The 22,832-nt window shown below is 39.2% G+C and carries 24 protein-coding genes; 22 read left to right on the top strand and 2 right to left on the bottom strand.

Features of this window, described 5'->3' with window-relative positions:
• From MAMP_RS10065 to MAMP_RS10000, 14 genes are all read left to right on the top strand, one after another.
• Positions 1 to 360, top strand: coding sequence for a sugar 3,4-ketoisomerase (locus MAMP_RS10065; RefSeq protein ID WP_007145931.1), 360 nt, complete (start codon positions 1 to 3; stop codon positions 358 to 360).
• Positions 360 to 1,442 (top strand): DegT/DnrJ/EryC1/StrS family aminotransferase, encoded by a 1,083-nt coding sequence (locus tag MAMP_RS10060; RefSeq protein WP_007145930.1) that lies wholly within the window; start codon positions 360 to 362, stop codon positions 1,440 to 1,442. The genes MAMP_RS10065 and MAMP_RS10060 overlap by 1 nt, the downstream gene beginning before the upstream one ends.
• 3 nt (positions 1,443 to 1,445) lie before the next feature.
• Positions 1,446 to 2,222, top strand: coding sequence for a glycosyltransferase family 2 protein (locus MAMP_RS10055; protein WP_007145929.1), 777 nt, complete (start codon positions 1,446 to 1,448; stop codon positions 2,220 to 2,222).
• On the top strand, positions 2,209 to 3,138 hold the full coding sequence (locus MAMP_RS10050) for an acyltransferase family protein (RefSeq protein WP_007145928.1): 930 nt from the start codon (positions 2,209 to 2,211) through the stop codon (positions 3,136 to 3,138). The genes MAMP_RS10055 and MAMP_RS10050 overlap by 14 nt, the downstream gene beginning before the upstream one ends.
• Positions 3,131 to 4,177, top strand: a complete 1,047-nt coding sequence (locus MAMP_RS10045; protein ID WP_007145927.1) for a glycosyltransferase — start codon at positions 3,131 to 3,133, stop codon at positions 4,175 to 4,177. Before MAMP_RS10050 ends, MAMP_RS10045 begins: the two co-directional genes overlap by 8 nt.
• Positions 4,178 to 4,194: 17 nt before the next feature.
• On the top strand, positions 4,195 to 5,445 hold the full coding sequence (locus tag MAMP_RS10040) for a glycosyltransferase (protein ID WP_007145926.1): 1,251 nt from the start codon (positions 4,195 to 4,197) through the stop codon (positions 5,443 to 5,445).
• On the top strand, positions 5,442 to 6,191 hold the full coding sequence (locus MAMP_RS10035) for a glycosyltransferase family 2 protein (RefSeq protein WP_007145925.1): 750 nt from the start codon (positions 5,442 to 5,444) through the stop codon (positions 6,189 to 6,191). The genes MAMP_RS10040 and MAMP_RS10035 overlap by 4 nt, the downstream gene beginning before the upstream one ends.
• Positions 6,188 to 6,766 carry a DapH/DapD/GlmU-related protein gene (locus MAMP_RS10030; protein WP_007145924.1) on the top strand — a complete coding sequence of 193 codons (579 nt, stop codon included), beginning with the start codon at positions 6,188 to 6,190 and terminating at the stop codon, positions 6,764 to 6,766. The genes MAMP_RS10035 and MAMP_RS10030 overlap by 4 nt, the downstream gene beginning before the upstream one ends.
• Before the next feature lie 22 nt (positions 6,767 to 6,788).
• Positions 6,789 to 7,709 carry a glycosyltransferase gene (locus tag MAMP_RS10025; protein WP_007145923.1) on the top strand — a complete coding sequence of 307 codons (921 nt, stop codon included), beginning with the start codon at positions 6,789 to 6,791 and terminating at the stop codon, positions 7,707 to 7,709.
• Entirely contained in the window at positions 7,709 to 8,971 is a 1,263-nt protein-coding gene (locus tag MAMP_RS10020; RefSeq protein WP_007145922.1) for an oligosaccharide flippase family protein, read from the top strand. The genes MAMP_RS10025 and MAMP_RS10020 overlap by 1 nt, the downstream gene beginning before the upstream one ends.
• Position 8,972: 1 nt before the next feature.
• The gene (locus MAMP_RS10015; protein ID WP_007145921.1) at positions 8,973 to 10,004 is read left to right on the top strand and encodes an EpsG family protein; all 1,032 of its coding nucleotides are present in this window, start codon (positions 8,973 to 8,975) and stop codon (positions 10,002 to 10,004) included.
• A gap of 21 nt (positions 10,005 to 10,025) precedes the next feature.
• Positions 10,026 to 10,976, top strand: a complete 951-nt coding sequence (locus tag MAMP_RS10010; RefSeq protein ID WP_007145920.1) for an NAD-dependent epimerase/dehydratase family protein — start codon at positions 10,026 to 10,028, stop codon at positions 10,974 to 10,976.
• The gene (locus MAMP_RS10005; protein WP_007145919.1) at positions 10,973 to 11,524 is read left to right on the top strand and encodes a sugar transferase; all 552 of its coding nucleotides are present in this window, start codon (positions 10,973 to 10,975) and stop codon (positions 11,522 to 11,524) included. The genes MAMP_RS10010 and MAMP_RS10005 overlap by 4 nt, the downstream gene beginning before the upstream one ends.
• Positions 11,525 to 11,648: 124 nt before the next feature.
• Positions 11,649 to 11,918 carry a ComEA family DNA-binding protein gene (locus MAMP_RS10000; RefSeq protein WP_007145918.1) on the top strand — a complete coding sequence of 90 codons (270 nt, stop codon included), beginning with the start codon at positions 11,649 to 11,651 and terminating at the stop codon, positions 11,916 to 11,918.
• A gap of 44 nt (positions 11,919 to 11,962) precedes the next feature.
• Here the strand turns inward: MAMP_RS10000 and glnD are convergent, their stop codons facing one another.
• The gene (gene glnD, locus MAMP_RS09995; protein WP_007145917.1) at positions 11,963 to 14,581 is read right to left on the bottom strand and encodes a [protein-PII] uridylyltransferase; all 2,619 of its coding nucleotides are present in this window, start codon (positions 14,579 to 14,581) and stop codon (positions 11,963 to 11,965) included.
• Between the two features lie 15 nt (positions 14,582 to 14,596).
• Positions 14,597 to 15,364, bottom strand: a complete 768-nt coding sequence (map, locus tag MAMP_RS09990; protein ID WP_007145916.1) for a type I methionyl aminopeptidase — start codon at positions 15,362 to 15,364, stop codon at positions 14,597 to 14,599.
• 271 nt (positions 15,365 to 15,635) lie between these two features.
• On the opposite strand from map, the gene rpsB reads away from it, so the two are divergent.
• The 8 genes from rpsB to rseP all read left to right on the top strand — a co-directional run bounded on the left by rpsB (position 15,636) and on the right by rseP (position 22,782).
• A complete protein-coding gene (rpsB, locus tag MAMP_RS09985; protein WP_007145915.1) occupies positions 15,636 to 16,388 on the top strand; it encodes a 30S ribosomal protein S2 in 753 nt (250 codons plus the stop codon).
• A gap of 105 nt (positions 16,389 to 16,493) precedes the next feature.
• The gene (tsf, locus tag MAMP_RS09980; RefSeq protein ID WP_007145914.1) at positions 16,494 to 17,375 is read left to right on the top strand and encodes a translation elongation factor Ts; all 882 of its coding nucleotides are present in this window, start codon (positions 16,494 to 16,496) and stop codon (positions 17,373 to 17,375) included.
• Between the two features lie 3 nt (positions 17,376 to 17,378).
• Positions 17,379 to 18,104, top strand: a complete 726-nt coding sequence (gene pyrH, locus MAMP_RS09975) for a UMP kinase (RefSeq protein WP_007145913.1) — start codon at positions 17,379 to 17,381, stop codon at positions 18,102 to 18,104.
• Between the two features lie 8 nt (positions 18,105 to 18,112).
• Positions 18,113 to 18,670, top strand: coding sequence for a ribosome recycling factor (gene frr / locus MAMP_RS09970; protein WP_007145912.1), 558 nt, complete (start codon positions 18,113 to 18,115; stop codon positions 18,668 to 18,670).
• A gap of 33 nt (positions 18,671 to 18,703) precedes the next feature.
• Positions 18,704 to 19,450: an isoprenyl transferase gene (locus MAMP_RS09965; RefSeq protein WP_007145911.1), complete on the top strand. Its 747-nt coding sequence runs from the start codon at positions 18,704 to 18,706 to the stop codon at positions 19,448 to 19,450.
• Positions 19,443 to 20,273 carry a phosphatidate cytidylyltransferase gene (locus MAMP_RS09960; protein WP_007145910.1) on the top strand — a complete coding sequence of 277 codons (831 nt, stop codon included), beginning with the start codon at positions 19,443 to 19,445 and terminating at the stop codon, positions 20,271 to 20,273. The genes MAMP_RS09965 and MAMP_RS09960 overlap by 8 nt, the downstream gene beginning before the upstream one ends.
• Positions 20,270 to 21,457, top strand: a complete 1,188-nt coding sequence (gene ispC / locus MAMP_RS09955) for a 1-deoxy-D-xylulose-5-phosphate reductoisomerase (RefSeq protein WP_007145909.1) — start codon at positions 20,270 to 20,272, stop codon at positions 21,455 to 21,457. The genes MAMP_RS09960 and ispC overlap by 4 nt, the downstream gene beginning before the upstream one ends.
• Complete coding sequence (gene rseP, locus MAMP_RS09950; protein WP_007145908.1) at positions 21,445 to 22,782, top strand: RIP metalloprotease RseP; 1,338 nt, start codon at positions 21,445 to 21,447, stop codon at positions 22,780 to 22,782. Before ispC ends, rseP begins: the two co-directional genes overlap by 13 nt.
• The last annotated feature ends 50 nt before the right edge of the window (positions 22,783 to 22,832 follow it).

Here is a 22,832-nt window from a genome sequence, read left to right as displayed (position 1 = left end):
ATGGCATATTTGATTGATTTACCAACGTTTGGTGATGAAAGAGGCAAACTGACAATCATAGAAAAGGTGCTTCCTTTCGAAATTAAACGGTTTTATTATGTTTATGATGTCAGAGGGAAAAGAGGTGGACATCGACATCACAAGACGGTCCAGGCTTTAGTTTCACTTGGCGGAAGTTGTGAAATATATATTAATAATGGCATTGAAGAACAAACGTTCATTTTAGATGAATCTGATAAGTGTTTGGTTGTTGAACCTGAGGATTGGCACACGATGGATAACTTTACGCCAGGTTCCACATTATTAGTATTCGCCTCAGAGTATTACGATGTGAATGACTATATTGATGAGCCATATTAATGATCGAATATGAAAATCTAAGAAAGGTGAATGAGAAATTATTTGGAGATTACAAAGAAAGTTTTCAGAATTTTCTCGATAGTGGCTGGTACATATTAGGTGAAAATGTCTCTTTATTCGAAGATGCATTTGCCGACTATTGTCGTTCTGAATACTGTGTTGGCCTGGCATCAGGTTTAGACGCACTTATTCTTGCTATTGATGCCTTTGACTTCCCTGAAGGCAGTGAGATTATTGTTCCTTCAAATACATATATTGCGACGATTCTTTCTATTGTTCGTAATGGGTTTAAACCTGTTTTAGTTGAACCAGATATTAATACCTATAATATCGACCCGGCTAAAATAGAAGAGAATATTACTGATAAAACCAGAGCAATACTTGTCGTGCATTTATATGGTAAAGCCTGTGATATGGATTCAATATCTGCTTTATCAACAAAATATGATTTAAAAATCATTGAAGACTGTGCGCAGGCGCATGGGGCAACTTATAAAGCCCAAAAAGTGGGAAGTTTTGGGGTTGGTTGCTTTAGTTTTTATCCGACTAAAAATCTTGGTGCATTAGGTGATGCCGGTGCTATCACATGTTCCGACAAAGACTATCAAGAACGTATTCAAGCCCTGAGAAATTATGGTAGTCAGAAAAAGTACTACAACGATATTATTGGCTATAACTCCAGGCTAGATGAAATTCAAGCAGCATTTCTGTCTATAAAATTAAATGTCTTGGACGATATCAACAATCATAAACGTTCTTTAGCAAAACTTTATTTGGAACACCTAAATGACAAGTTCATCAAACCTGTTGTTGATGAAGATTATTTCGATGTTTATCACATTTTTAATGTTAGAACTGATCGGCGTGATGAGTTAAAAGAATATCTATTGAAGAACAACATCAAAACTGAAGTTCATTATCCTGTTCCTCCTATTAAACAAAAAGCGATGAAGAATGTTCTGCATGGGAACTATCCAATAAGTGACAAAATCCATCAAACAACGCTAAGTTTACCTATCTCATATTTTCATTCTGAAGATGATGTTTATCAAGTGATCGATATTATGAATAAATGGTGCTGATAAATGGTAAAAGATATCAATACTATGCCATTAATTACGGTTATTACTGTTGTCTACAATGGTATAGATTTTATTGAAAAAACCATCTTAAGTATTATTAATCAAACCTACAAAAGGATAGAGTTTATCATCATCGATGGTGGCTCTACTGATGGAACACTAGAAGTTATCAGAAAATATGAACATTTGATTAAATGCTGGGTTAGTGAACCAGACAAAGGGATTAGTGATGCGTTCAATAAAGGGATCAAATTAGCAACGGGCGACTATATCAATTTCCAGGGTGATGGCGATGGGTTTGTGGATGAAACGTCATTAGAAAAAGTAGCTGATGCAATTGGTAATAGAAGACCATTGTTAGTGAGTGCCAAAATACGTCGCATTGATGAGGACGGCAACACTCTCTATATTTCAAAACAACCAAAGAAGTTTTCTAAAACGTCTCTTTTATTCAAGATGTCATTACCTCACCAAGGATTATTCGTTCACAGAGATTTTTTTAATCAGTATGGTTTATTTGATATTAATAACACTTACTGTATGGATTATGAACACTTACTTAGAGCTTATGAAACGTTTCCAGACGTTCTTTTGGTGTCAGATGTTATAGCAAACTGGAGAGCAGATGGATTGGGGAATGGTAAAACAAAAGAAATCTTAGCTGAGTATCATAAAATCAAATTAGCCAATAAAGTCGCTTGCCTACCCGCATTGGTTTTTATCAAATATTTGAATTTGGCCAAGTACTGTATAAAAGTATCGCTGTATGGCAACAAATAGACTCGAATGGGTTGAGACATTAAAGTGTATTGGTATTGTTGTTGTCATACTTGGCCATATTTCATCGCCATTGAGTAGCTTTATCTATTCATGGCATATGCCTTTCTTTTTCATAATTGCCGGCTTTTTTCTTAAGGTTGATTTGAGTCCAATTCTTTTCTTTAAAAAAGAATTTTATCGTTTAATGATTCCTTATTTTATTTTTTCTCTATTGGCGATTTTTATTGAGTCAATAAAGAGACTTGTTTTAAATAGGGATATGCTCAATTGGAATGATGTTTTACAGGGCACATTGCTTTGGATGGATATAAATACGTTAAGTGACACATATGCATTCGTTCTGTGGTTTTTACCAGCATTATTATTCGCACGATTTAGTGTCTATTTAGTAATAAGATATATCCAATTTAATTGGTTTCGTTGGTTCACTCTTTTTCTACTATTTTTGACTGGCACTTATATAGAGCTGCCTTTTGCTATAGATGAAGGTTTAAATGCTGCGCTTTTTGTTTATATAGGTTGGTGTCTATTTAAAGAAGATAATAACTTCTTAATACTTGGTTGTATCATGCTAGGCTGCTTATATTTATTCTTCGGAATACCATCATTAGATATGGCATCTAAGAGTTATCAGAATCCTTTACTCAATATTATCTGGTTAGTTAGTTTTTCTTTTTTGATAATCACAGCTATTAGAAAGCTAGATATTAACCCTCATCTGATATTAATTTGGGGGGGGGATACAATGCTTTTATTTATAATTCACCCATACACAAACAATATCGCAACCTTGATTGTAGATAAATATATGAGTGGGTTCTGGTTTATCAAACTATTTATTTCTTTATTGATACTTCAGTGCGTGATCTTATTTAAGAGTCGTTACAGAAACTGGAGACTATTTAGATATGTATGACTATCTGATTGTCACTCATATCCCTGCTTTTTATAAAGTCAATTTATACAACGAACTCTCCAAAAAGCTGAATATTTATGTAATTTTTATTGCTGAAAACACTATTGAGCAAAGAGCTAATGATTTTAATGTGACCAAAGGTCTTAAATTTCCTCATTCCTTCTTAAATAAAGGGAGTTTCCAGAATCGAAATCTAAAAGTCAGTATTTCTACGATGAAAAGTGTACTTGATACAGTTAAATATAAGAAGTTACTTATTCCTGGGTGGGATTTACCAGAATTTTGGTACTTGGTTTTTTCTCACCGAAAGTCCCAAAACTTTCTGGCTTTAGAATCTACAGCTATTGAAAGTTGTCATAACGGTATTAAAGGATGGATAAAACGTTTTTTTCTAAACCACGTTGGAAGTGTTTTAGCTAGTGGTAAAGAGCACATTCATCTTTTAAATAATCTCAGATTCAAAGGCCAGATTATAACTACAGGTGGCGTTGGAATAATCAATAAACCTCTCTTTGATAGACAAAAAAAACAATATGAAAAAAAGTTTCTATTTATTGGACGACTCTCAGAAGTCAAAAATATTGATTTATTGGTAGATGTTTTTAATTGCCTGCCGGATTATGAGCTTACTATTATTGGCGATGGTCCTCTATACAATTCTTTGAATATGTCTGTAAAGACTAATATTCATTTTCTGAGTAAAGTAGATAATAAGGCACTTGTAGATAGTTTCCTGAGTCATGATTTTTTAATTTTACCTAGCTTAAGTGAGCCTTGGGGGCTGGTAATTGAAGAAGCACTGTATTTTGGCGTACCGGTTATTGCATCAAGAAATTGTGGAGCTAGTGAATTAATTATGGACGGTTTGAATGGTTTCATCTTTGATCCGTTTGATAAAGAGCAACTGCTTTCTATAATTCAATCAATTAACGTTGATAAATATTCAGAACTACTCAGTGGTGTAGAGAAGTTTTCTATTAATGAAAAAGATAATAAGCAAGTCGCAGCTTATACCTCAGCAATGCTTAATTTTGACTAAATTGAGAAGTCTCTAGAATGAAATTTATTTCGTATTCATTTCAACAAGGTGGAGCCGCGATCGCTGCAAAAAGGTTTGTTGAGCTTGCTGAGAAAGTGCTGAATAGGGAGGTCGAATTAATATCTGTTAAACAAGGGCTTACATTTCATTTCCTGAAAAGAGTTATGGCATTTCTCTTAGTCAAACTACAAAATGATCGTAATCCTATCAAACATTCATTGAATTTGTTTTCTTATAAACCGTTATTAAATGAGTTTAGGAAAAATCAGCATACGCTTCACCACATTCATTGGATAAATAACGATACCTTGAGTATCTTTGATTTCGATAAAATACCGTCAGGTTCAATCATTACCCTGCATGATGAGTGGCTCTACTGTGGTGCAGAGCATGTCTATAAAGTAGATGATGATTCATTGGATTTTATCAATGGATATTCATTGAATAAAAGAAACATACTTGGCATTAACTGGAACTTTATTATATGGAAAATTAAATATAAAAAGCTCAGTAGTAGACAAGATATCATCTTTACTGTGCCATCCAAATGGGTGCTCAACAGAGCTTCTAAAAGTTTAATCCTCAAACATTCCAATATAAGACTATTGCCTAACCCAATTGATACATCAATTTTTAAGCCTCTCCACAAAGAACATCAATTACACTACAGAAAGTTGATTGGCATTTCTGAAGAGTCGATAGTGATTACTTTTGCGATATTCAACGGTAAAAATAATACACTTAAGGGTAATTCACAGCTTATAAGCGCGTTGCAAGAATGGAAGAGAACTCTCTCTGAAAAAGAATCAGAACGTATTACTTTAATTGTTTTTGGTGGGAATAAAAAACAATCTTCCATGTTATGTGGTTTTAGATGTGTAGAGATAGGCAGGATCAATGAGCAGGCTGAATTAGCATTAGTTTATTCAACGTCTAGCTGTGTTGTCGTTCCATCGCTAGTTGAGTCATTTGGTCAAGTAGCTGCTGAGGCTGCTTCATGTGGTGTACCTGTTGTCTGTTTTGATACTTCTGGCCTTAGAGATATTGTCATAGATAATGTAACAGGCTTTGTTGCTGAGCGATTTAAACCAAAATCACTGATGAATAAATTACAATGCGCTATTTCAATGAGTGATAGTGAGCAACAAAAAATGCGAAGCAATGCTAGAGAACATATTCTGACTCATTTTTCTTATCCTATAGTTGCTCAGAAATATGCAGAAATTATCAGTGATGCTGAAAAAATAAAAGCTTTGAATACTAAATGAAAATATCTATCATCACTGTATGCTTCAACGCTGCGGAAACAATAAAGTCCACAATTGATTCTATCGCTTCTCAAGACTATCAGAATATTGAACACATCATTGTAGATGGTGGTTCTAACGATGGTACACGTGAGATTATTTCTTCATCAGACTCTGTTTCGAAATACATTTTTGAATCGGATGATGGTATCTATGATGCAATGAATAAAGGAATAAAAGCCTCCTCTGGTGATATTGTTGGTATTCTCAATGCCGATGATTTTTATGCAAATGAAAACGTGCTGAGAAATGTTGCTGCTGCTTTTTCAGACCCTTTAATTGATACGGTGTATGGTGATCTTGTTTATGTTGATAAAGAAAATACGGATAGGATCATAAGATACTGGAAGTCACGATGCTTTGTCCCAGGTCTTTTTCAACGCGGCTGGATGCCTGCACATCCTACTTTTTTTGTCAGAAAACACTATTTTGATGAACTTGGGTATTACGATACTGAATATAAAATTCAGTCTGACTTTGAGCTCACTATGCGGTTTCTAGAAATTTACCGTCTTACCTCAGTTTACCTTCCCAATATAATGATAAAGATGCGAATAGGTGGGGCGAGTAATAACTCGTTAAGAAATATTATTAAAGGGAATATCGAGTCTTTTAAGGCATGTAAAAAAAATAACCTGAAAATTCCTTTTTATTTCAATTTAATAAAAACAGCATCACGACTACCTCAATTTTGGCAACGTCCATGAAACATTTATTCAAGCGTTATGGTTTTTTGGGCTCTATTAGGTTAGCGAGTGCATTACTCATAACCAAGATTTTTTATAAACCTGCTCGCCTTATACGCTTGCCTTTTTATATTCGCGGACGTTCTGCCGTTAAGTGGGGAAAACATTTTACAACGGGTGTTGGGGTCCGAATTGATGCGCTTGGAACAAAATCACATCAGATTGTAATTGGTAATCGAGTGCAACTTAATGACTATGTTCACATTGGTGCTGTTGATCAAGTGGTGATTGGTAATGATGTTTTGATTGCAAGTAAGGTCTTCATTACTGATCATAACCATGGCTGCTACAGTAATGAAAATACTGAATCATCACCAAGTGAGAATCCAATAGACCGGGAATTGTATTCTGCCCCGGTAATTATAGAGGATAAAGTCTGGATTGGAGAGTCTGTGTCGATCATGCCTGGAGTAACAATAGGTCAAGGTGCCATCATAGGGGCAGGTTCAGTTGTTACTAAGGATGTTGATAAAAATACTATTGTAGTAGGTGCTCCAGCTAGAATAGTCAAAAAATATTGTTTCAAAACAAAATGATGGATCAAAGTAAGAAATCAGGATGAATCTACCAAATAAAAAAGTAGCAGTGCTTCTGGCTACTCATAATGGAATAAACTGGGTTGAAGAGCAAGTTCATTCAATACTGGAGCAAAGGAATGTTGATGTCAGACTGATCATATCTGATGACGGTTCAACTGATGGGACATATCCCCTTGTAAAGCAACTTGCAAGAACTGATGCAAGAGTGACTCTGTTATCAGATCATTCTGCCGTAAACGGTGCCGGGAAAAATTTCTATCGGCTAATTAGGCAGGCTGATATTTTGGATGCTGATTTTGTAGCTTTTGCTGATCAAGATGACATATGGCTGAGTAATAAACTTGAATACCAGATTCATACATTGATTAAACGAGATGTTGATGCGACATCAGGAAATGTGGTCGCTTTTTGGGATGATGGACAACGTGCATTTATTAATAAAGCCCAACCTCTCAAGCAATTAGATTATCTATTTGAGTCAGCTGGACCTGGCTGCTCCTTCTGTGTAACAAGAACATTGTTTGATGAGCTTCATGACTTTGTTCAGAAACATACAGATGAAAACCTTCCAGATCTTCATGATTGGCTAGTTTATGCGTATGCAAGAGAGGCTAATTATCAATGGTATATAGAACAAAGACCACTCTTAAAATATCGACAGCATCAACACAATGTGGTGGGTGTACATAAAGGCTTTCGAGCATCTATAAAGAGATTGGTGACAGTAAAGCAGCGGTGGTATAGAAATCAGGTTCAACTACTTTCATATTTACTTTTAAGCTATTGTCAGGAAAGAAAGACATCTACATCTCTTATGCATCGTATGGTTAGGTTAAACTTCTCTGACAGACTTGTACTGGCATTTAATGTCAGTAAGTTCAGGAGGGAGCGCTCTCATCAATTAGTATTATCATTAATGCTAATTACATATGTATTCTGATGAAGTTATTTGATTTTTTTAGTAAAAACTCATGGTGGAGTTTATTAGGTGGTGTTTTACCCGCATGCGCAGCTGTTATTTGTCTGCCTGTATTAGCTCTTCTACATGGAACTGAGATTTTTTCTTATGTTTATCTTTTGTGCTCCATTTTTTTGTTCTTAGTTGTGTATGACTTTGGTTTATCAAGAAGCCTTCATCACTTTATACCCTCATTAGAGTCCGAGAAGGATATTAGTGAGTATCTCAAATCAGGGATGTTTATAGGGGGACTCGTAGGACTCGTAGGGATGGCAACAATTTATTTCTTCTCTGAGCCTTTTATAACTGGCTGGTTAAAACCTGCCGAAAAAATTCAGAATGAGTTGATTAACTCATTCAAGATTGTTGCTCTTGGCCTCATCCCTTCAATCTTAATTTCGGTGTATAGGGGAGCTTTAGAGGGAAAAGGTGAATTCAGAGTAGCTAATATTGCAAAAATGGTGTCTGGATGTAGCCTTTTTTTATTTCCCCTTCTTGTATATCCGCTCTCATCTTCGGTTTTTGCGGTAGCTGTTGCCTTGGTGACCTCTCGAATCTTTTCTTTCTATTTTTATTATTTATTATCCAGTAATTATTTACCTTCAATATTAAGAGTTGGAGGTGTTAAGAAGTTAAAAAATATAATTAATTATGGTTTTTATGCCGCGATAGCTGGATTTATATCATCAGGTTTTATTTTCTTAGATAGATTCTTTGTCGCAGGATATCTTTCAACGAGTGAATTATCTGTTTATATATTAAGTCAGGACATTATGAGCCGTTACCTTCTTTTACCCTGGTCTCTCGCTATTGTTTTAGTGCCCATTATGGCTAAGCCTGATAATAGTCGTGAACAAGCGTATGCAGTTACTAACTGGTATAAAAAGGTTAGCTTGCTCAACTTATTTTACCTTTTAGGATTACTGTTGTTTTCTTTCATTACTACCACTGTTTTTGCTATGGAAGTGATTGATAAATCAGCCAGTATTATTGTACTTATCTTAGCTGTCGGTGTTATGGCTGCGGCCTATTCACAGTTACCTTTAGTTAGTTTGTTTGCGAAAGGTAAAGTTAAATTACTCATGTTCGTTTTTTTGTTTGAAAGTTTTCTATATGTGTTGATCGCACCTAATGTATTCCAGACTTATGGTGTCGTAGGTGCTAGCTTGGTGTGGTCAGCGAGACTCGTTTTTGAAGCTTTGCTTTTGCGTAGCATGCTAAATAGATATATCCGGAATAAATAAAGTGGAATTTATAAAGTTTCAATTAAAGCGAAATCAAGTACTAACTAATTCCATCTATCTCGCCTTGGGTCTTATTGCATTTTTATTAATGATCTCTGCGTCAAAAGACTGGAAAGATTACAAATGGTTATTTTTGCTTATTGAAGAAAAAAGCTGGATGGACTTGATTCTCTCATTTTCATTAACTCATGAAGTTGTATATTTCTGGAGCAGTAAGTTTTGGGGTGAGTTGATCGGTTTTAAATCATTTACCTTATTGACGACGATGGCCCTGTTAACACTAAAGTTAAATTTCTACCAGAAAATGAGTGATAGAGCATGGCTAACCATTTTCTTTTATTGCTGTTTCTATCTTTTTTTATTGGAAGGAACTGTTCTCAGAGTTGCTTATGCCACCGCTCTAGTGATAATGGCGATTTATACTTTGTACGATAAGAAGCCAGTATTAAGCTTATGCCTAATTCTCTTGTCATCACAAATTCACTTCACTTGCTTAGTTTTCTTGATTATATTTCCAATTTTCTATAGCAAACATTTTTTTACTGCTTTGGTAACAGTCTTCTTGCTATCACCCTTATTTATTTTTTTTAATATTTCACTCTTCCAGATAATAGAATTATTGTCGGCTTATATTAATCAAAAATATTTATTTTATGCTGATCCTACTATCGTTAGTGAGCAGAACCGTACTGGGCTATTTTTCTACTTTTTAGCGATATTTTATGCATTAAACCTTTTTGTGGTTTATACACTTAGAAACTCTATTTTTTCTGACCCTAAAGTGAGAGTTTTAGTTGGGACAGGACTTATGGGTATTATATTTATGTCAACGATGTATACTCATGTCGCTCCTGCCACGCGGTTAGCGGAATTGATGATGATTACGCTACCACTCTATTTGACGAGTGTTTTTTTGGAGTGGCAGAAAAATAAATATTATTGGGTATGTTATTTAATAATCACCTTTGCAGCGCTTTACGCTTTAGCAAGATTTGTTTATCTGTACCCCTCACTAATTCCTTTTCTCAAATAAAACAGTTGTTAGATTAAATAAATGCGAATTTTAATTACGGGTGCAAATGGCTTTATTGGGCAGAATGTACTTGCTTCATGCTCTAAGGAGAAAGAAGTTGAGCTTGTCGCATTACAGCGAACAGCCTCAGGCAAATCTATCCCAGAAATTGAATATTGGCTTTATCCAGAAATAAACAGCGAAACTATTTCATCACTGGATTTGAGTTCAATTGATGTGATTATTCATGCCTTGGCTGCTATAGATATTCCGCATAAAAACGAGGATGAGGAAAGAGCCGTATATCAAAAAGTAAACGTGGAGTTAACTCGAGTTTTAGCAAGTCAGGCTGCTATTGCGGGGGTAAAACACTTTATTTTTATAAGTTCAATCAAGGTAAACGGTGAAGAAACGAGTGATACATTAAAGCCTTTCTGTGAGACTGACATACCATTACCTGAGGATGAATACGCTCATTCGAAATTAGCCGCCGAAAATCACTTAAAAACTATCTGTCATGCATCCAATATGGCATACACGATAATACGTCCACCTTTGGTTTATGGGCCTGGGGTTAAAGGTAATTTCGAGAAACTGATAAAGCTTGTACGAAAAGGACTCCCACTTCCTTTCGCAAAAATGAAAAACTGGCGATCAGTACTTGCAATTGACAATTTGACTGACTTTATATGGACCTGTATTGAGAACCCAAAAGCAAAAAATGAGACTTTCCTGATTGCTGATAAGGATGATGTGTCTACAACGGGTTTACTCATTGCCATTTCTGAAGCCTACAAGAAGTCGCTAAGGCTTTTTTATATACCAAAAACGCCGTTGCGATGGTTACTGGTATGTATAGGAAAAAAAAACATATATCGAAAGTTATATAGTTGTCTAATTGTCAGAAAAGACAAGGCAAAGGTGTTACTTGGCTGGGAACCGATCTCTGATTTACCTAGCCAATTAAGAAAAATGGTAGAGAGAGAGAAATGATAAGAATTTTAGATGTTTTTTTTGCTTTTACTGGACTGATTATATTCTCTCCTTTACTCATTTTATTATTCCTTATTGGGATTTTTGACTCGGGAAGCCCCTTGTTTTATCAGCAAAGAGTGGGAAAAGATAAAGTGTTTTTTACTTTGGTTAAATTCAGAACTATGCGAAAAGACACTGTTCATGTAGCAACACATTTGGCTGCGGAGTCTTCAGTCACACCTTTCGGGCGTTTTCTCAGAAGAACAAAGTTGGATGAACTGCCTCAGCTTTGGAATGTATTGAAAGGCGATATGAGCTTGGTTGGGCCAAGGCCCTGTCTGGAAAGCCAGTTTGAGTTGATTGAAGCAAGAAACAAACGGAATGTATTTTCGGTGCGTCCCGGTATTACCGGTTTAGCTCAGGTCAATGATATTGATATGTCGACACCTGAATTACTTGCTGAAACCGATGCCAAAATGATTGAATCGTTCTCAGTGAAGCAGTATTTCTATTTAATTTTCCTCACTTTGACTGGCAAAGGCGCGGGGGATCGTATCAGAAAGTGACTTGTGAGCCAGATCACATTCTATAAAAAGCCTGTTTGATTTCCGTGGGTTTGTTCATCTAATCTAAACACTCAGTTTCAGGAGAAACTGTTTATGGACTTAGTTTTAACACGGAGTATGGATTATGTTACGAAAATCAATTTCTGCCTTAGTATTATCTTTTTTTCTGAGCAGCTCTTTTGCTTTTGCTGCCGACAAGGTTGATCTGAATACAGCAACATCAGAAGAGTTACAGATGTTAAGTGGTGTTGGACCAGCAACAGCAGACGCCATTATTCAATATCGTGATGCTCATGGTGAGTTTAAAACAGTTGAGGAGCTTACCAACGTCAAAGGCATTGGGCATAAAAAACTACAACAGCTGTCTGAAGAGCTGATTGTCTCCAAAAAATAATCGTATTTGATATAGAAAACGGCATGTCGTACATGCCGTTTTTTTTATTGAGATAAACCACTCAAAAGTTGTTCTTTGAGTGCATTTTCTTCCAATTCATCAAGCGCATTGTCATCGGCAGTGGTGATAAAAAATACGTCTTCCACCTGATCACCTAATGTATTAATTTTGGCGTTAATAAGCTGAACTTTACATGACAGAAACACTTGCGCGATAGCCGATACCAGTCCTGGTCTGTCATGTGTATGCAAAGACATCACCGTATGGTTTTGCTGAAGATTTGTTTCAAAATCAATATTCGGTTGCGTCTGAAACAGCTTCATAGTCCTTGGCGTGATGGTCGGACTGTAAGGTTTGACATGGGAAGTGTTTGCTAATTGTTTTTCAAGCGAACGGGTAATTTGTCTAGTATCAAGTCTGTCACCATTAACGATAAACGTATTTAAAGCATCATGTTCCTTAGTGACATTGATTTTTGCGTCGAGAACATTCAGTTGGCACTGCTCAAGGGCTGCAGTGATAGCGGCAAAAATACCCGCCCGATCATGGGTGACGATAAAGATCTCCAGCGTCTGTTGATCGTTGTGTTTTCTCAGTGCAATTAACGGATCTTCATCGAGATGGTCTAAGCGTTGTTCTGATTGCCAGACTAGTTCATCAATCGAGTGTCTTAAAAAATAATCCAGATCATAAGCGTGCCAGAGTTTGCTGATATCTTCCTGGCTACGGCCTTTAGCAAGCAGTTTCTGCATCGCTTCCTGATATTTTTTATAACTCTTTTCACGCGTGCTTTTTGCCTGAGCCTCAGTGTGTTCAATCCACTGATGGGTGCTATGGTAAAGCTGTTTTAATAAAGAGTCTCGCCAGCCATTCCATAAATTATTATTGGTGGCCCTGATATCAGCAACGGTTAACAGATAGAGATAGTTGAGTCGTTCAGTTGTTTCTACCAGCTCAGCAAATTTCTTGATGACGGTGGGATCTTCTAAATCACTTTTTTGAGCGGTGGTCGACATCGCAAGATGATGACGGATCAAAAAAGCCACAATACTCGTATCATAATCACTCAAATTATGTCGTTCACAAAATGCTTTCGCATCAACCACGCCTAATACACTGTGATCGCCACCTCTACCTTTGGCAATATCATGATAAATGCCAGCGATATAGAGTATTTCCGGTTTCGGAAGTTGATTGAACACTTCCGAACATAAAGGAAACTCTTCTCGATTTTCTTCACAGGAGAAACGTCTTAAATTGCCGACCAGAAACAGCGTATGTTCATCGACTGTATAGGCATGAAATAAATCATGTTGCATCTGACCGACGACGCAACCGAACTCAGGTAGATAAGCACCCAGCACCCCTAACTCATTCATACGTCGAAACTCATGTGTCACACCTTTAGGCTGACGAATAATTTCCATAAACAAGGTGCGATTTTTTATATCCCGGCGGAAATTATCATCTATCAGATGTAAATGGGCATGAATCTGACGGATGGTGGAGGCTCTGACTCCTTTGAGGTCAGGGTTTTGTTGAAGAATAAGAAAAACTTCCAGCAAGGCATAAGGGTAGTAAGCAAAAATGCCAGGATTGATCGTTTCCAGATAGCCATTATGAGACTGAAAGCGACGATTAATGACTTTCACCTCACGCGGTTCATCGGCAAGGATAATGGTTTCTTCAAATAGCTGCAGTAGAAGACTATTCATCTGCCGCACAGAGCGGGCACAACGATAATAATCTTTCATGAATTTTTCGACGGCTAGCCGGGACTCATCGTCTTTGTATCCCAACTTTTTGGCGAGTTCTCGCTGAAAGTCGATCATTAATTTTTCTTGTTTACGACCAGCAAGGTGATGGAGAGCAAAGCGGATTGTCCACAAAAAGTTTTGCGCTTTCTGTAAGGTTTCATATTCACTATTTGCCAGAAAGCCTTTTTGACGAAGTCCTTCCAGATTTTTGACATCAAAATGTTGCTGCGCCACCCAGTTGACGACCTGAATATCTCTGAGTCCGCCCGGTGATTCTTTAATATTAGGTTCAAGATTGTTGGCTGTATCGTTATAACGCTGATGACGTTCTAATTGCTCTTGTCTTTTTAATTCAAAAAAACGCCGTGTATCCCAGGTTTTATTGGTGACAGTCAATTGTTGCAGAGACTCAAACAGATTGCTGGCACCACATAAAATACGTGCTTCAAGCAAATTGGTGGCAATGGTGATGTCTTCTTCAGCCTGCTGGCGGCATTCCTGTATCGTTCTGACACTGTGACCAATTTCCAGACCCACATCCCAAAGTTGAGTCAGGAAGCTCGATAGAGAATCCGGCGGAGAGTCAGAGATTGACTCATCGAGTAAGATTAAAACATCAATATCAGAGTAGGGGTGAAGCTCACCACGACCATAGCCTCCGACAGCAATTAAACTGACAGGGGTATCATCGGAAATGTGCTGTTGCCAGATCTGATTAAGAATTTCATCAACAAAAGAGGCACGTTGATAGACTAATTCTTCAATCGGGCTGCCAGCATCAAACTGTTGTTGCAGGTACGACTGGCCTTGTTTTAGGGCTTGGCGACAAATTTCATTGGTTACCTCTGCATCAGAAGGTATAACTAAGTTACCGACTTCCCAGATAGATAGAGTCTGCTGAGGCATACAACACCTTATAGATTAAACAGTTTCTTCTTCACGTAAGGTGAGAATCTCATAACCGTTATCAGTCACTAAAATTGTGTGTTCCCATTGTGCTGATAAGGAACGGTCTTTGGTCACCACGGTCCAGCCATCGGGTAATTGACGGACGTGGCGTTTACCGGCATTAATCATAGGTTCGATAGTGAAGGTCATACCGGGTTTGAGTTCAAGTCCGGTATCTGGTGTGCCGTAGTGAAGGACTTGAGGATCTTCATGAAAGACCTGACCAATGCCATGACCACAGTATTCACGAACAACCGAGAAGTTTTCTTTCTCTGCATAGGTCTGGATAGCATGACCTATATCGCCCAGTCGGATACCAGGCTTAACCATTTCAATGCCCACAAACATGGATTCGCGGGCGACACGACAAAGACGTTGAGCCAAGATAGATGTTTTACCAATCTGAAACATTTTACTGGTATCGCCATGGTAACCATCTTTAATGACCGTGATATCGATATTGATGATATCGCCATCTTTCAGTTTTTTCTCACTGGGAATACCATGACAGATAACATGGTTAACCGAGGTACATATGGAGCGGGGGAAGCCGTGGTAATTTAAAGGGGCAGGAATGGCTTGTTGTTCATTGACGATATAGTCATGACAGATTTGATTGAGCTCTTCAGTGGTAATACCGGCCTGGACATGTGGTTCAATCATTGTCAGAACGTCAGCGGCGAGTTTTCCCGCAACACGCATTTTTTCAATTTCTTCGGCAGTTTTTATACTGACAGCCATTTAAATTCCCTGCTAATTTTGAAATGAGGTTTCTGATATCAGGCATAGTTTGCCGTAAATCAGCTTTAGTCACCAGTGATCATTCCTGGCGATGCTGTTAATTGTTCTTTTAGCTTTGTTTTGTTGCTTAAGTATGGAATAATATGCGCGCCGAAAGAAGGCAAAATCACACATGTGCCGTCACAGGTGTCGGGGTGCTATTAGGTCTGGCCTAATTAGTCGACAACTGGGGTACGTGGAGGTTCAACCCCATACTATTAAAGGTATACACATGGCTAAAACTACAATGCGCCAAATGCTTGAAGCAGGCGTTCATTTCGGGCACCAAACCCGTTACTGGAACCCAAAAATGGGCCCATACATCTTTGGTAAACGTAACAATATCCATATCATCAATTTAGAACATAGCTTACCAATGTTCAACGATGCGTTGAATTTTGTCAGCAAACTAGCTTCTAAAAAAGGCCGTATCATGTTCGTTGGTACAAAACGTGCAGCACAAGATGCGATTCGTGAAGATGCTGAACGCGCCGGAATGCCATACGTTAACCGCCGCTGGTTAGGTGGTATGTTGACTAACTTCCAAACAGTGCGTCAATCAATCAAGCGTTTGGATGCTATTCAAGACATGATCGAGTCAGGTAAAACTGAAGGTCTGAAGAAAAAAGAAGTATTAGATCTTGCTCGTGAACAAGAAAAATTAGAAAAAAGCATTGGCGGTATTCGTAAAATGACTGGCTTGCCTGATGCGATGTTTGTGATTGACGTTGAACATGAACGTATCGCGATCCAAGAAGCGAGAAAATTAGGTATTCCTGTTATCGCTGTTGTTGATAGTAACAGCAACCCAGATGGCGTTGATTACGTCATTCCAGGTAATGATGACTCAATGCGTGCAATCCGTCTTTACACTGCAAACATTGCTGATGCCATTCTGGAAGGCCGCGCTTCTGTCACAACTGCAGATGCAAAAGAAGAATTCGTAGAAGTTGCTGAAGAAAGTGCTGAATCAGCCAGCGAATAATTTCTACTAGTTTAATTCAGCAGGCTCGCCCGAGGGTGGGCCTGTGTTGTATATGAGCTCAGTGATGAGCATTCATAAAACAATCAGATTAAAAGGGTTAGAGCAATGGCAATTACTGCAGCTTTAGTAAAAGAACTACGTGAGCGTACAGGCTCAGGCATGATGGAGTGCAAAAAAGCACTTGTTGAAGCAAATGGTGACATTGAAGTCGCTATCGAAGAAATGCGTAAATCAGGTTTAGCAAAAGCCGATAAAAAAGCAGACCGTATTACTGCTGAAGGTATTATCGGAATTGAAGTTAGTGCTGATAACAAACACGCTGTTATGGTTGAAGTGAACTCTGAAACTGACTTCGTGGCAAAAGCAGACGATTTTGTGAACTTTGTTTCTGCTGTAGCGAAAAAAGCACTGGAAGCTCAGCCAGCTGACTTAGACGCTTTAAAACAATTAACACTAGATTCTGGTGATACGGTTGAAACTGTTCGTCAGGCACTGGTTGCAAAAATTGGTGAAAACATTCAAGTTCGCCGTTTCACCTCATTAAATACTGATGATGGCATTATCGGTTTTTATCGTCACGGTGACCGCATCGGAACAATGGTGCAGTTGAAAGGTGGTAACGAAGAATTGGCTAAAGATTTAGCCATGCATGTTGCGGCTAATCGTCCACAAGCGATTTCTCCAGATGAATTATCACAAGAGTTGTTAGACAAAGAACGTGATATCGTGGCGACTCAAGCACGTGATAGCGGCAAGCCTGAAAACATCATCGAAAAAATGATTGAAGGCCGTATGGCGAAATTCGTTAACGAAATCAGCCTGGTTGGCCAACCATTCGTAAAAGATCCAGATGTAACAGTTGAAAAACTGATTAAACAAGCCGGTGCTTCAATTGAAGCTTTTGAGTTCTTTGAAGTCGGTGAAGGTATTGAAAAAGCAGAAGACAATTTTGCTGAAGAAGTAATGGCACAAGCCAGAGGGAAGTAATTTATGACACAAACGGGAAGTCAGCCAGTTTATAAGCGTGTCCTGCTCAAACTGAGTGGCGAGGCACTGATGGGGGATGCGGAGTATGGCATCCAGCCAGAAGTGATTTCCCGTTTTGCCAAAGAGATATCTGAGCTGAACGCGCAAGGCGTTCAGCTCGGTGTCGTCATTGGTGGCGGAAATATCTTCCGTGGCGCAGGTCTAGCCGCGAGTGGTATGGATCGTGTCAGTGCTGATCATATGGGTATGTTAGCGACAGTCATGAATGCCCTGGCTTTACAAGATGCGCTGGAACGTAACGGTACCTTCTGTCGTGTCATGTCTGCAATAAGAATCCACGAGGTTTGCGAAGATTATTTACGTCGCCGCGCCATCAGACATCTGGAAAAAGGACGCGTAGTTATTTTCGCTGCCGGCACAGGCAATCCCTTTTTCACCACAGACTCAGCGGCAAGTTTACGGGCTGTAGAAATCGGCGCAGAACTGATGTTAAAAGCGACGCAGGTAGACGGGGTTTATAATGCTGATCCCCGCAAAGATCCGAATGCTGTTCGTTATGATGAACTTAGCTACGATGAAGTCATCAATAACCGCCTTGCTGTAATGGATACTACAGCTGTCGTCATGTGTCAGGAACAAAAGATCCCTTTACGTGTGTTTGATGTGCATACAAAAGGTAATCTGACAAAAATTATCTATGGCGAACAAGTTGGAACATTAGTGAAATAGGATTAAATATGATTGAAGATATCAAGAAAGATGCTGCTGATCGTATGAAAAAAAGTGTTGCTGCACTTGGAACAGCAATGGCAAAAATTCGTGCAGGACGTGCTCACACCAGCTTACTGGACCATCTGCAAGTGCCGTATTACGGTTCTGATGTTCCATTAAGTCAAGTCGCTAACGTTGGTGTTGAAGATTCAAGAACATTGACAGTGACACCATGGGAAAAAGACATGGTCTCTGTGGTTGAGAAGGCGATTATGACATCCGATCTTGGTGTGAATCCTAATAGTGCTGGTATGACTATTCGTATTCCTATTCCACCTCTGACCGAAGAACGTCGTCGTGATCTGGTTAAAGTCGCTAAAAACGAAGCCGAAAATGCACGTATTGCGATACGTAATATTCGTCGTGATGCTAACAGCACGCTTAAAGACCTACTCAAAGAAAAAGAAATATCTGAAGACGAGCAACGCGGTGCTGAAGAAGATATTCAGAGACTCACCGATGCTACCATCAAGCAAATTGATGATGTGCTCGCAGAAAAAGAAACGGATTTAATGGAAGTGTAACCCTGTGGTTACACTCTCATTGACCATTCTTGAATGAATACCCCCCCAAAAGAGAATATTCCTAAACACATTGCCATCATTATGGATGGTAATGGTCGCTGGGCAAAACGTCGATTACAGCCACGATTTATGGGACATCGTGCCGGTGTGAAAACAGTGGCTGATATTGTAAAACGCTGTGCTGAGCTGGGTGTCGAGGTTTTAAGTTTATTTGCCTTTAGTAGTGAAAACTGGCGCAGACCGGGCAAAGAAGTATCACTGTTGATGGAATTGTTTAGTCACGCACTGGATAATCAAGTCAAAAAGCTGCACGACAATAATATTAGGTTGTGCATTATTGGTGATATAGATAAGTTTACACCGACATTACAGCAAAAAATTGCTCAGGCGCAGGAATTAACTCGGAATAATACCGGGCTAATAGTGAATATTGCTGCCAATTATGGTGGACGTTGGGATATTACCCAGTCAGTTCGGCAAATTGCACAAAAAGTAGCTACCGGAGAGCTTAAGCCTGAAGATATTAATGAAGAAGATATCAGTGCTTTATTAACTACATCGGCGCTGCCAGAGCCGGATTTATTTATCCGCACTGGTGGGGAGCAACGCGTCAGTAACTTCTTGTTATGGCAAATGGCGTATACAGAATTTTTCTTCACAGACGTATTATGGCCCGAATTTGATAGTAAACAATTAGATGCGGCTATCAGCTCATTTTCCAAACGTGAAAGACGGTTTGGCCGTACTTCTGAGCAATTGCAAGGTCAATCTGATGCTTAAACAACGTTTAATCACCGCCGCTATTTTAATTCCTCTTGTTGTCTGGGCTGTTTTTGCCAGTTCATTAACCACCTTCACCACCTTGATCGTTGCCGTTGCATTACTGGCTGCATGGGAATGGCATCAGATGATAGGTATTCAGAGCCCTGGCATGCGGGTTATGTTGGCTGTTGATCTAATTATCGTTTTATATCTGGCTATCACCCAGCTTAATCCTTATTTCATTATCAGTATTGGCATCCTCATCTGGCTTATTGCACTGGTTGTTATTCTCGGATTTTCTAATAAATCACTGGCTGAGCGGCTGTCACTTGTATTTAAAAATAAAGTTTTTGGGGCTATTAGCAGTATTTTGATACTCACCGTATTTGTGGTCTCATCCATTACACTCAAGGCATTTAGTGAAGTTGGGGCATTTTTATTCTTCTTTGTGATGGTCACCGTTTGGCTGGCTGACACAGGTGGTTATTTTGCTGGTAAACGCTACGGAAAACATGCCTTAGCACCAGCCGTCAGCCCTAATAAAACATGGGAAGGTGTAGCGGGGGGCGTGTTGCTTGCCTCAATTTGGGCCATTGGTTTTTATTGGGTAAAAACGCCGACAACAATCACCTTGTTTGAATGGCTGTTACTTGCTGTTGTTACTGTTGCAGTATCGATTGTTGGCGACTTGTTTGAGAGTTTGTATAAACGCGCGTTCTCGGTCAAAGACAGTGGTAGTCTGCTGCCCGGGCATGGTGGAATATTAGACAGAATTGACAGTTTAATTGCGGCAGTGCCTGTTTTCACTTTCCTTATATTAATCATGGGTGGCTATAAATGAAATCAGTGACGATTCTTGGGTCAACTGGTTCAATAGGTCTGAGTACGCTTGATGTATTAAGTCTTCATCCTGAAAAATTCAAAGTCTATGCTTTAACGGCTAATCGTTCTGTAGAATCCTTGCTGCAGCAGTGCCTTCAGTTCGAACCAGAAATTGCTGTGATGTTAGATGTTGCCGCAGCAGATAAACTGGCTGAAGCGCTTAAAAAAAATCATAGTAAAACCATTGTTAAAATTGGCAAGAAAGCGCTTGAAGAGGTCTCTTCTTCAGCCAATACAGATATTGTTGTAGCAGCGATTGTTGGTGCGGCAGGCTTATTACCAACCTTGGCAGCAGCAAAGGCAGGTAAACGAATCTTGCTTGCGAATAAAGAGGCACTGGTGATGAGCGGTGCCTTGTTTATGAAAACCGTAGCCGAGAATGCTGCAACATTGCTGCCTGTGGATAGTGAACATAATGCTATCTGGCAGTGTCTTCCCGTAGCCAATACTCAACATCATGATTTCAATGGTAAAGGTGTAAGAAAAATTATCCTTACGGCCTCAGGCGGCCCATTCAGAGACTATGATATTGAGCAGTTAGACGATGTCACTCCTGAACAAGCGGTTGCCCATCCTAACTGGTCAATGGGACAAAAAATTTCGGTTGATTCTGCGACCATGATGAATAAAGGTCTTGAAGTGATTGAAGCGCACTGGCTGTTTGGTTTGCAAAGTCAACAAATTGAAGTGGTTTTGCACAGACAAAGTGTTATTCATTCTATGGTCGACTATGAGGATGGATCGGTGTTAGCACAGATGGGGAATCCTGATATGCGCACACCCATTACTAATACTTTGTCCTGGCCAGATAGGATTGCATCGGGTGTAGAGCCTTTAGATCTAGTCAAAGTTGGCAGATTAGATTTTAGTGCGGCTGACTTCGCGCGATTCCCTTGCCTACGCCTAGCATATAAAGCATTAAATGAGGGTGGCACCGCGACGGCGATTTTGAATGCTGCCAATGAAATTGCTGTACAGGCCTTTTTAGATGAACAAATTCGCTTTACCGATATTGCCAGAATCATTGAAGAAGTGTTGATTGAACTGCCTGCCAATGATGCCACGACACTTGAACAGATCCTGGCGGATGATGCCGCCGCGAGAACCTTAGCTAAAAGCAAGATTGGTTTATGCATTCATTAATTTTCTTTTTAATTGCCTTAGCCATCCTGATTGTTATACATGAATACGGTCACTTCTGGGTGGCCAGACGTTGTGGTGTCAAAGTACTTCGTTTTTCTGTGGGCTTTGGTAAACCTATCTGGCAAAAAGTCGGTAAAGATGGTACTGAGTATGTATTAGCTCCGATTCCCATGGGCGGTTATGTCAAAATGCTGGATGAACGTGAAATGCCGGTGAGTGAAGAGCAAGCTCAGTTTGCATTTAATCGTCAGTCTCTTGCAAAGCGTGTAGCCATCGTATCAGCTGGACCCATAGCCAATTTACTTTTTGCTATTTTGGCCTATTGGCTTTTGTTAGTAGTGGGTGTTTCAGGTATTAAACCGGTTATTGATGATGTACGGCCTGCATCAATCGCCGCGGAGGCTGGATTGCATGCCGGCGATGAAATTCTGCAAATCGATGGCAATGATACCCCGACCTGGAATAGTGTTTATAAGGCGTTAATTCAAAAAGCAGAGTATGGCGAAAAAATTGATATTACTGTCAGTTCAGCGAGTATTAAACAACAACATTCGCTCATCCTGCCTCAAGTTGGCCTGGAACAAGTTGGCAATATTCTTGAGCAAATAGGGATTGAGCCACTTCGCCCTGCCATTAAACCGATTCTCGGTGAAGTGATGCCCGGCTCCCCGGCAGAAAAAGCCGGTTTAAAAGCGGGTGATATGCTGCTTAGCGCGCAACAAGAAACCATTCCAAGTTGGAATCAATGGGTTGAGTTAATTCAGGCAAGTGCAGGTAAAAAGCTAGATATTGAAGTGTTTCAAGATGGTGAGCGCATAGCGCTGACTTTGATACCTGAAATAGGTGAGGATGGCAAAGGCCGCATTGGTGCTGCTGTGGATGCGAGTCAGACTGCCATACCACAAGAGCTGCAAGCGGAGTTACGTTATGGACCGATCGAGGCAATTAAATACGCTGTGATTCAAACCTGGGATTTTTCTTCATCCACTTTAAAAAGTTTGTGGGGAATGATTACCGGAAAAGTATCAACCGATAACTTAGGTGGTCCGATTAGTATTGCACAAATCGCTGGTAGTTCTGCTGAGCAAGGGGTGATGTCATTTATCAGTTTTCTTGCCATGATAAGCATTACTCTGGGTATCTTGAACTTATTACCTATTCCAATGTTGGATGGCGGACATCTGGCTATGTTTGCATTTGAAGCAGTCAGAGGTAAACCGCTTTCCGACACGGTGCAGGTCCAAATTCAAAAAGTGGGCTTCCTTGTTTTGATAATGGTCATGTTTATTGCCTTTTTTAATGATCTATCAAGAGTGTTTGGATAATCAGATTAATTGCAGGTACACTTACTCTTTCGTCGACGGATAGTTATTGC

The sequence above is a fragment of the Methylophaga thalassica MP genome, from assembly GCF_000214595.1.
GTDB lineage: Bacteria > Pseudomonadota > Gammaproteobacteria > Nitrosococcales > Methylophagaceae > Methylophaga > Methylophaga thalassica.
The sequence above is the reverse complement of the archived record's forward strand: the minus strand, read 5'-3'. Positions and strand labels throughout refer to the sequence as shown.

Coding starts and splice junctions, on each gene's coding strand:
- MAMP_RS10065 (WP_007145931.1), top strand. CDS start 1: ATGGCATATTTGATTGATTTACCAACGTTTGGTGATGAAAGAGGCAAA.
- MAMP_RS10060 (WP_007145930.1), top strand. CDS start 360: ATGATCGAATATGAAAATCTAAGAAAGGTGAATGAGAAATTATTTGGA.
- MAMP_RS10055 (WP_007145929.1), top strand. CDS start 1,446: ATGGTAAAAGATATCAATACTATGCCATTAATTACGGTTATTACTGTT.
- MAMP_RS10050 (WP_007145928.1), top strand. CDS start 2,209: ATGGCAACAAATAGACTCGAATGGGTTGAGACATTAAAGTGTATTGGT.
- MAMP_RS10045 (WP_007145927.1), top strand. CDS start 3,131: ATGTATGACTATCTGATTGTCACTCATATCCCTGCTTTTTATAAAGTC.
- MAMP_RS10040 (WP_007145926.1), top strand. CDS start 4,195: ATGAAATTTATTTCGTATTCATTTCAACAAGGTGGAGCCGCGATCGCT.
- MAMP_RS10035 (WP_007145925.1), top strand. CDS start 5,442: ATGAAAATATCTATCATCACTGTATGCTTCAACGCTGCGGAAACAATA.
- MAMP_RS10030 (WP_007145924.1), top strand. CDS start 6,188: ATGAAACATTTATTCAAGCGTTATGGTTTTTTGGGCTCTATTAGGTTA.
- MAMP_RS10025 (WP_007145923.1), top strand. CDS start 6,789: ATGAATCTACCAAATAAAAAAGTAGCAGTGCTTCTGGCTACTCATAAT.
- MAMP_RS10020 (WP_007145922.1), top strand. CDS start 7,709: ATGAAGTTATTTGATTTTTTTAGTAAAAACTCATGGTGGAGTTTATTA.
- MAMP_RS10010 (WP_007145920.1), top strand. CDS start 10,026: ATGCGAATTTTAATTACGGGTGCAAATGGCTTTATTGGGCAGAATGTA.
- MAMP_RS10005 (WP_007145919.1), top strand. CDS start 10,973: ATGATAAGAATTTTAGATGTTTTTTTTGCTTTTACTGGACTGATTATA.
- MAMP_RS10000 (WP_007145918.1), top strand. CDS start 11,649: ATGTTACGAAAATCAATTTCTGCCTTAGTATTATCTTTTTTTCTGAGC.
- glnD (WP_007145917.1), bottom strand. CDS start 14,581: ATGCCTCAGCAGACTCTATCTATCTGGGAAGTCGGTAACTTAGTTATA.
- map (WP_007145916.1), bottom strand. CDS start 15,364: ATGGCTGTCAGTATAAAAACTGCCGAAGAAATTGAAAAAATGCGTGTT.
- rpsB (WP_007145915.1), top strand. CDS start 15,636: ATGGCTAAAACTACAATGCGCCAAATGCTTGAAGCAGGCGTTCATTTC.
- tsf (WP_007145914.1), top strand. CDS start 16,494: ATGGCAATTACTGCAGCTTTAGTAAAAGAACTACGTGAGCGTACAGGC.
- pyrH (WP_007145913.1), top strand. CDS start 17,379: ATGACACAAACGGGAAGTCAGCCAGTTTATAAGCGTGTCCTGCTCAAA.
- frr (WP_007145912.1), top strand. CDS start 18,113: ATGATTGAAGATATCAAGAAAGATGCTGCTGATCGTATGAAAAAAAGT.
- MAMP_RS09965 (WP_007145911.1), top strand. CDS start 18,704: ATGAATACCCCCCCAAAAGAGAATATTCCTAAACACATTGCCATCATT.
- MAMP_RS09960 (WP_007145910.1), top strand. CDS start 19,443: ATGCTTAAACAACGTTTAATCACCGCCGCTATTTTAATTCCTCTTGTT.
- ispC (WP_007145909.1), top strand. CDS start 20,270: ATGAAATCAGTGACGATTCTTGGGTCAACTGGTTCAATAGGTCTGAGT.
- rseP (WP_007145908.1), top strand. CDS start 21,445: ATGCATTCATTAATTTTCTTTTTAATTGCCTTAGCCATCCTGATTGTT.